This window comes from Roseicyclus sp. (genome assembly GCF_052168335.1).
Classification (GTDB): domain Bacteria; phylum Pseudomonadota; class Alphaproteobacteria; order Rhodobacterales; family Rhodobacteraceae; genus Roseibacterium.
The window spans coordinates 1-8,176 of record NZ_JBQLZP010000127.1 but is presented as its reverse complement, the minus strand read 5'-3'; the positions used below and the strand labels follow the sequence as shown (position 1 = coordinate 8,176).

At 72.0% G+C, this 8,176-nt stretch carries 10 protein-coding genes; 7 read left to right on the top strand and 3 right to left on the bottom strand.

All coding sequences use genetic code 11. The annotated features are described in order from the left end of the window. The 3 genes from ACTS11_RS04110 to cobU form a co-directional block, all read right to left on the bottom strand. Positions 1–567: glutathione S-transferase (locus tag ACTS11_RS04110; protein ID WP_442639073.1), on the bottom strand; the 567-nt coding region annotated here is incomplete at its 3' end. 58 nt (positions 568–625) lie between these two features. After that, positions 626–1,207, bottom strand: coding sequence for a histidine phosphatase family protein (locus ACTS11_RS04105; protein ID WP_442639072.1), 582 nt, complete (start codon positions 1,205–1,207; stop codon positions 626–628). After that, positions 1,201–1,767, bottom strand: a complete 567-nt coding sequence (cobU, locus tag ACTS11_RS04100; protein ID WP_442639071.1) for a bifunctional adenosylcobinamide kinase/adenosylcobinamide-phosphate guanylyltransferase — start codon at positions 1,765–1,767, stop codon at positions 1,201–1,203. The genes ACTS11_RS04105 and cobU overlap by 7 nt, the downstream gene beginning before the upstream one ends. Positions 1,768–1,865: 98 nt before the next feature. Here cobU and ACTS11_RS04095 point away from each other — a divergent pair, with 98 nt between their 5' ends. From ACTS11_RS04095 to ACTS11_RS04065, 7 genes are all read left to right on the top strand, one after another. Further along, a complete protein-coding gene (locus ACTS11_RS04095) occupies positions 1,866–2,747 on the top strand; it encodes an RNA polymerase factor sigma-32 (protein WP_442639070.1) in 882 nt (293 codons plus the stop codon). Positions 2,748–2,922: 175 nt separating this feature from the next. Then, positions 2,923–3,717, top strand: a complete 795-nt coding sequence (locus ACTS11_RS04090) for a ChaN family lipoprotein (RefSeq protein WP_442639069.1) — start codon at positions 2,923–2,925, stop codon at positions 3,715–3,717. A 36-nt stretch (positions 3,718–3,753) separates the two neighbouring features. Then, the gene (locus ACTS11_RS04085; protein ID WP_442639068.1) at positions 3,754–4,521 is read left to right on the top strand and encodes a hypothetical protein; all 768 of its coding nucleotides are present in this window, start codon (positions 3,754–3,756) and stop codon (positions 4,519–4,521) included. A 32-nt stretch (positions 4,522–4,553) separates the two neighbouring features. Further along, complete coding sequence (gene coaBC / locus ACTS11_RS04080; protein WP_442639067.1) at positions 4,554–5,750, top strand: bifunctional phosphopantothenoylcysteine decarboxylase/phosphopantothenate--cysteine ligase CoaBC; 1,197 nt, start codon at positions 4,554–4,556, stop codon at positions 5,748–5,750. Positions 5,751–5,776: 26 nt separating this feature from the next. Continuing rightward, a complete protein-coding gene (gene dut, locus ACTS11_RS04075) occupies positions 5,777–6,259 on the top strand; it encodes a dUTP diphosphatase (protein ID WP_442639066.1) in 483 nt (160 codons plus the stop codon). Next, a complete protein-coding gene (locus tag ACTS11_RS04070) occupies positions 6,259–7,314 on the top strand; it encodes a HesA/MoeB/ThiF family protein (protein WP_442639065.1) in 1,056 nt (351 codons plus the stop codon). Before dut ends, ACTS11_RS04070 begins: the two co-directional genes overlap by 1 nt. A 71-nt stretch (positions 7,315–7,385) precedes the next feature. Then, positions 7,386–8,176: substrate-binding periplasmic protein (locus ACTS11_RS04065; RefSeq protein ID WP_442639064.1), on the top strand; the 791-nt coding region annotated here is incomplete at its 3' end.

Here is an 8,176-nt window from a genome sequence, read left to right as displayed (position 1 = left end):
CCGCTCCACGTAAGCGCGGGCGGTCTCCGACACGGGCAGGCCGTAGGTCGCGATCCGTGTCGCGACGGGTGCATAGAACACGTCGGCCAGCGTGAACTCGCCGTAGAGCCAGGGCCCGCCCGACCGGTCGAGCGCGCGGGACCAGATGCGCTCGATCCGCGCGAGGTCGGCCAGAACGTCCGGCGGCGGCACGAAACCCGCCCAGCCGGTGCGCAGGTTCATCGGGCAGTTGCTCCGGAGCGGCGCGAAACCCGCGTGCATCTCGGCGATGAGGCTCTGCGCCTCGGCCCGGTCCGCGCCGTCCTCGGGCAGGAGGCCGCGGTCGGGGAAGGCCTCGGCCAGGTGCCAGGCGATGGCGATGCTGTCGGTGAGGACACCGCCCGCGGGCGTCCGCGCCACGGGCACCGAGCGGTGTCCGCCGAATGCCGCGACCTCGGCGTGAAAGCCGTCGGAGTAGAGCTTCGCGCCCGACACATCCACGGGGATGCCGAAGGCGGCGAAGGGCAGCCAGCCGCGAAGCGACCACGAGGAATAGGATCTCTGTCCGATGAGCAGGCGGTATGTCATGGCGGCATTGGCGACGGGTCCACGCGTTCCGTCAATCGGCAAGGCGTGATGGGGGCGTTCACGCCAGGTGATTGATGCCGACGATGCGCCAGCCCGCCCCCGCCCGGTCGAGCCGCGTGACCGAGAGCGGCTCGATCCGGTGCGAGAGCGCCTCGGACGGGTCGAGGCCGCCGCCCGCGTGCAGGTGCGTCAGGATCACGCCCATATGCGCCACCGCCACGAGGTCCGCGCCCGGATGCAGGCGGGCGAGGGCCTCGATCTCCGCTGCGACGCGGGCCGCGACGCCGTCCCAGGATTCGCCGCCCGGTGCGGCGACGGGGCCGGGGTTTTCCCAGAAGGCGCGGGAGATTTCCGGGTCGCGGGCGGCGACCACGTCGAAGGTCAGCCCGTCCCAGGCGCCGAAGTCGAATTCCCGCAGGCCGGGCGCGTCGGGCAGGCGCCGCCGTCCATCGCCCAGCCGGTCGGCGGTGTGCCGCGCCCGCGCGAGGTCCGAGGAGACGAGGAGCGCGCCCCGAGGCAGGTGCGCGTCGAGGCGCGCCAGCGCCGCGTGGTCCGAAAGGTCGGCCGGCACGTCGCGCCAGCCGGTGAAGGCGCGTTCGTGCGTCGGCCCGTGCCGCACCCACCAGAGTCGCGCTACCACGGCCCGCCCATGAGGTCGTCGCCCTCCTCCGGCGGAGGCGGCGTGCCCTTCAGCACCTGCGGCAGCCCCGCCGTCACCAGCACGACGAGGTCGGCCTCCGCGGCGAGGCGCTGGTTCAGCCGCCCCTGCGCGGCGCGGAAGGCGCGGGCCATGGCGTTGTCGGGCACGATCCCGCCCGAGACGTCGTTGGTCACGATCACCACGGGCTGCTCCATCGCGTCGAGCACGTCGATCAGCACGTCCGTTTCCTCGGTCAGATCGGCCGCGTCGAGCATCTGGTTCGTAAGCCAGAAGGTCACGCAGTCCACCAGCACGACCTCGCCCGTCTCCACCTGCATCAGCGCGCCCTCGAGGTCGCGCGGGGCCTCCACCGTCCGCCAGCCGCCGCCCATGCGCCGCACGCGGTGCAGCGCGATCTTCTCCTCCATCTCGGCGTCGAAGGCCTCGGCCGTCGCGATGTAGACCCGCGCGAGGCGGCTGGCCATCACGAGGCGCTCGGCGAAGGCCGATTTTCCGGAGGATGCGCCCCCGATCACGAGGGTGAGGGCAGGCAACCGCAATTTTCTTTCCCTCAGAGTGAACCGACCGGCGTTTCGCTGCGTAACACGCATAAACACTGCTTGCGATACCATCAGGGACATTCAACCGGGGGTGCGACATGGCACTTGATATGGGTGGAGAACATTCGCTGTCGCGTCGCGCGATGAAGGCGGAACTCCTCGATGCCGAGACCGAGCTGAAACTGGCCTACGCGTGGCGCGATCACCGCGACGAAGAGGCACTCCACCGCCTCGTCACCGCCTACATGCGCCTCGCCATCTCGATGGCCGCCAAGTTCAAGCGCTACGGCGCGCCGATGAACGACCTGATCCAGGAAGCGGGCCTCGGCCTCATGAAGGCCGCCGACAAGTTCGACCCCGATCGCGGCGTGCGCTTCTCCACCTATGCCGTCTGGTGGATCAAGGCTTCTATCCAGGACTACGTGATGCGCAACTGGTCGATGGTGCGCACCGGGTCCACTTCCTCGCAGAAGTCGCTCTTCTTCAACATGCGCCGTGTCCAGGCCCGGCTCGAGCGCGAGGCGCTGGCCAACGGCCAGTCGCTCGACAAGCACCAGCTCCGCCAGATGATCGCGACCGAGGTGGGCGTGCCGCTGCATGACGTCGAAATGATGGAGGGGCGCCTCGCGGGGTCCGATTACTCGCTGAACGCCACGCAGTCGGTCGACGACGAGGGGCGGGAGTGGATCGACACGCTCGAGGACGACAGCGTGCAGGCCGCCGACGCGGTCGAGCATCAGCACGACACCGAGACGCTGCGCACCTGGCTCGTGACCGCCATGGGCGCCCTCAACGAGCGCGAGCGCTTCATCGTCCGCGAGCGCAAGCTCCGCGAGGAGCCGCGCACGCTCGAGAGCCTCGGAACCGAGCTCGGCCTCTCGAAGGAGCGGGTCCGCCAGCTCGAGGCCGCCGCCTTCGCCAAGATGCGCAAGACGCTCGAGGCGCAGTCGAAGGAGGTCCGGTCATTCCTCGCAATCTGATCCTCCACGCCCCGCTCGGCCTGATCGCCGTGCTCTTCGGGGTGAGCCTCCTGCTTGTCGCACCGGCGGGCGGGGCGCAGTCCGACGTGGCCGAAGCGCCGACCGCGCCGCCGACGCTGATCGCGTTCGCGGATTGAGGTTTCTTCACCGAAGCTTCCGGTGCGGCGCGGCGGCGGTGTCCGCAGCGCTGGTGTGGGCGGCTCCGCTGCACGCCGAGCCTGTGGACGACGCCGAAGCCTTCGCCGTGGCCTCGCGCGGTGCGGATGTCGTGATCCTCGGTGAGGTTCACGACAACCCGGCGCACCATGTCTTTCAGGCCGCTGCGATCGCTGCGCTTGCCCCGACGGCGCTCGTCTTCGAGATGCTGACCCCGGAGGAGGCGGCGCTGGTCACGCCCGACCTCGCCGCCGACGCGGGCGCGCTCCGCGCCGCGCTCGACTGGGACGCCTCGGGCTGGCCGGACTTCGCGATGTACTACCCGCTCCTCGCCTTCGGTGAAGACCTGCCCCTCTACGGCGCCGAGGTCCCGCGGGAGGATGCGCGCGCCGCCTTCGGAGCCGGCGCCGCCGCCGCCTTCGGGTCCGACGCCGCGCGCTTCGGCCTCGACCGGCCGCTCGACCCCGAGGACCAGGCCACCCGCGAGGCCGAGCAACAGGAGGCGCATTGCGGCGCGCTGCCCGGGGACATCCTGCCCGGCTTCGTCGAGGCGCAGCGGCTGCGCGACGCGATGCTGGCGGAGGCGGCCCTCGCCGCGCTCGAGGCGCACGGCGCGCCGGTCGTCGTCATCACCGGCAACGGCCATGCCCGCCGGGACCAGGGGGTGCCCGCGCTCCTCGCCATCGCGGCGGAGGGCGTCTCCGTCACGACGCTCGGCCAGTTCGAGGCGGCGCCGGACGGGCCCGTGCCCTTCGACTTCTGGACCGTGGCCGAGCCGATCGACCGCCCCGACCCCTGCGCGGCGTTTCGCTGAATGGCCTTCGGGGACGCGGCGCGCGATCCTGCCCGCATGTCCGGCGACAGGCTCCTCCGCATCCTCTTCCGCGTCTCGCTCGCGGGGTTCTGCCTGACGCTCGCGGCCTATGTCGGCCTCTTCGCCGTTCTTGCACGGCCGGGCGTCTTCTTCGGCCATTCCTCCGGTGCGGGCCTCGTGACCTTCCACGCCGCCGCGCCCCTGCCGCCCGAGGCCGTGCCTTTGGCCGAGGCGGTGACGGCGGCCTTCGCGGGCTCGCCCCTCGGGCTGCCCAGGCATCCCGTCGACGTCTGGCTGGTTGAGGAGGGCTGGCCCGTCCGCCTCTTCTTCAGCGGCAGCCCGCGCGCCTCGGGGCTGACCTACCCGGTCGCCTCGACGCGCAACGTCTTACTGCGCCACGCAAACCTGCCGCGCGACCGGCTGGTGCGGGACGGGGTCGCGGTGCCCCCGCCGCGCACGCTCGTCTACTACCTCGTCCACGAGATCACGCATCTCATGGTGGCCGAGCGGGTCGGCCCCCTCCGCATCGTGCGGATGCCGCGCTGGGTGAACGAGGGGTTCGCCGACTACGTGGCCCTCGGCCCCGCGCCGCCCGAGATGGTGGCCCGCGCGCAGGCGGGCCAGCGGCTGCCCGCCGCCGACTGGGGCACCTACGCGGAGGAGCGGGTCTGCGTCACGCTGGCGCTGGCGCGGCTGTCGGGGGACCTCGAGGCGCTCTTCGCGATGGAGGCCGAGATGGGGCCGGGCGGGACCTGCCCGCTCGTTCCGCAATTCGGCATTGCCCCCACGGGGGCCGGGACCTAACCTCCGCCCCGGTGCATCCGACGGACCCCGACATGCTGGCCGAAAAGCGCATTCTCCTGATCATCGGCGGCGGCATCGCGGCCTACAAGGCGCTCGACCTGATCCGCCGCCTGCGGGAGCGCGGGGCGCGCGTGGTGCCCGTCCTGACCAAGGCGGGGGAGGAGTTCGTGACGCCGCTGACCGTCTCGGCGCTGGCGGGCGAGAAGGTCTACCGCGACCTCTTCGACCTGACCGACGAGGCCGAGATGGGGCATATCCAGCTCAGCCGCGCGGCCGACCTCGTGGTGGTGGCGCCCGCGACGGCGAACCTGATGGCGAAGATGGCGGGGGGCCACGCCGACGACCTCGCCTCGACGCTGCTCATGGCGACCGACAAGCGCGTGCTGATCGCGCCCGCGATGAACGTGCGGATGTGGGAGCATCCCGCGACGCGGCGGAACCTCGCGACGCTCGCGGGGGACGGGGTGCTGGTCGTGGGGCCCGAGGCGGGGGCCATGGCCTGCGGCGAGTTCGGCCCCGGCCGCATGTCGGAGGTGCCGCAGATCATCGCGGCCATCGAGGCGGCGCTGGGCGCGGGGCCGCTGGCGGGGCGGCACGTCCTCGTGACCTCGGGGCCGACGCACGAACCGATCGACCCGGTGCGCTACATCGCCAACCGCTCATCCGGCGCGCAGGGGACGGCCCTCGCGGCGGCGCTGCGCGATCTCGGCGCGCGCGTCACCTTCGTGACCGGACCCGCCACGGTGCCGCCGCCCGGCGGCGTGCGCGTGGTGCGCGTCGAGACGGCCGACGAGATGCTGGAGGCGGTGAAGGCCGCGCTCCCCGCCGAGGCCGCCGTCTTCGCCGCCGCCGTCGCCGACTGGAAGGTGGAGAACGCCTCGGGGCAGAAGATCAAGAAGACGGCGGAGCAGGCGGTGCCTACCCTCGCCTTCGGCGAGAACCCCGACATCCTCGCCAGCGTCTCGAAGATGGAGGCGGGTCGCCCGCGCCTCGTCGTGGGCTTCGCCGCCGAGACGGAGGCCGTGGAGGCCAACGCCACCGCCAAGCGCGCGCGCAAGGGCTGCGACTGGATCGTGGCCAACGACGTCTCGCCCGGCACCGGCATCATGGGCGGGAGCGAGAACGCCGTGACGCTGATCACCGCCGAGGGCGCCGAGGCCTGGCCGCGGCTTTCGAAGGACGAGACCGCGCGGAGGCTCGCCGCCCGGATCGCCGCCGCCCTGGGCTGACCGGGCATTCGCGTATTTCAGGAAAGATGAAGGAGCTGCCGTTGTCCGTTCTGATCGAGGTCCTGCGCGAGGACTGGGCCGACCCGGAGGTGCCGCTGCCGCATTACGCGACGGCGGGCGCGGCGGGCGCGGATCTGCGCGCGAACCTGCCCGAGGCGGAGCGCGCGGCGGGCTTCGTCCTGCAGCCGATGGAACGGCGGGTGGTGCCCACGGGCCTTCGCGTCGCGATCCCTGCGGGCTACGAGATGCAGATCCGGCCGCGCTCGGGCCTCGCGCTGAAGCACGGGATCACGCTGCCGAACACGCCGGGAACGATCGACAGCGACTATCGCGGGCCGCTCGGCGTTCTGCTCGTCAACCTCGGGGCCGAGCCCTACCGGATCGGCCATGGCGACCGGATCGCGCAGGCGGTGATCGCGCCCGTGGTGCAGGCGGACTACGTCACGGTATCGGCGCTCGACGCGACGCTGCGGGGCGAGGGCGGCTTCGGCTCGACCGGGGTGGGCTGATGCTGTTCGTCCTGCTCCTCGGCGCCCTGATCTGGGGGATCGGCCACCTGATGCGGGTGCCGGTGGCGGCGCGGCTCAACATGCTGGGCCTGCTCTACGTCGTGGTGCTGGCGGTCCAGGTGGCGCTGCCCGAGGGGCACCCGGTGCGCGAGATGACGGGCGGCTCGCCCGCGCTGTGGCTTCTGCTCGGGGCTGGGGTGGTGCTGGTGCTGATCTACCGGGCCGGGCTGAAGCGGCTGCGCGGCCGGGCGGAAGTGGTCGAGGCAGCGCGGGAAGAGGCGAAACCGCGCGAACATGAGGGCCCCTTCACCGACGAGGAGCTCGAGCGCTACGCCCGCCACATCACGCTGCCCGACATCGGCGGGGGCGGGCAGTTCGCGCTGAAGCGGGCGAAGGTGCTGGTCGTGGGGGCGGGGGGCCTCGGCTCGCCCGCGCTCCTCTACCTCGCGGCGGCGGGGGTGGGGCGGATCGGGGTGATCGACGGGGATACGGTCGCGCTCTCGAACCTCCAGCGGCAGGTGATCCACGCCGACGCGCGGATCGACATGCCGAAGGTCTTCTCGGCGCAGGCGGCCATCGCCGCGCTCAATCCGCACGTCGAGGTCCGGCCCTACAACCGCGCGCTGACCGGGGACATCGCCGAGACGCTGTTCGCGGACTACGACCTGATCCTCGACGGGACGGACAGCTACGCCACCCGCGCGCTGGTGAACCGGGCGGCGGTGGCGACGGGACGCCCGGTTCTCGCCGGTGCGATCAGCGCCTGGGAGGGGCAGGTGACGCTCTACGATCCGGCCTCGGGCGCGCCCTGCCTCGCCTGCGTCTTCCCCGAGCCGCCGGCGCCGGGCCTCGCGGCGACCTGTGCCGAAACGGGCGTCATCGGCGCGCTGCCGGGGGTCGTCGGCTCGATGATGGCGCTCGAGGCGGTGAAGCACGTGACCGGCGCGGGCGCGGGGCTGAAGGGGCGTATGCTCATCTACGATGCGCTGCACGGCGAGATGCGCGCGATCCGCGTGCAGCGGCGCGCCGGCTGCAAGGTCTGCGGGTCGATCTGAGCGGCCCCACTTGCCGCCGCCGGCGCCCGCGCCATACTGGCGCGAACGAAACGCCACCAGGGAGTCCACCCATGTTCCGCCTTCCCGCAGCCCTGGCGCTCGCCGCCATGGTGCTTCCGCCCTCCGCCGCCGCCCAGGACCTGCCGGACCTGCAGGGCCGCGAGGTCGTCGTCGTGACCGAGAACGCCTATCCGCCGCTCCAGTTCATCGAGCCCGGCACCGGCAACGCCATCGGCTGGGAATACGACGCGCTGCAGATCATCGCCGAGCGCATCAACATCACGCCCGTGATCGAGAACATCTCGTGGGACGCGATGATCGCCGCCGTCTCCGAGGGCCAGTACGACATGGGCATGACCGGCATCACGATCCGCGAGGACCGGGACGAGCTGGTGGATTTCTCGGCGCCGTACATGGTCAGCCAGATGCGGATGCTGGTCGCCGCCGGCGAGGACCGCTTCGACAGCGCCGAGAGCTTCGCCGCGAACGACGAGCTGCTGATCGGCACGCAGGCGGGCACGACGCCCTTCTACGTGGGCGTCTACGATGTGCTCGACGGCGACGAGGCCAACCCGCGCCTCGTCCTCTTCGAGACGATCCCCGCCGCGATCCAGGCGCTGATGGCGGGCGACGTGGACATGGTGCTGGCCGACAGCGCGGGCGGGCAGGGCTATGTCACGGCGAACCCCGACCGGCTCCAGATGATCGGCGAGCCGCTCGGCACCGAGGAGTTCGGCTTCATCTTCCCGAACGGCTCGGACCTGGTCGAGCCCTTCAACGCGGCGATCGAGTCGATGCGGGCGGACGGCACGCTCGAGATGCTCGACCAGCGGTGGTTCGTCGATTACGTGCTCGGCCAGTA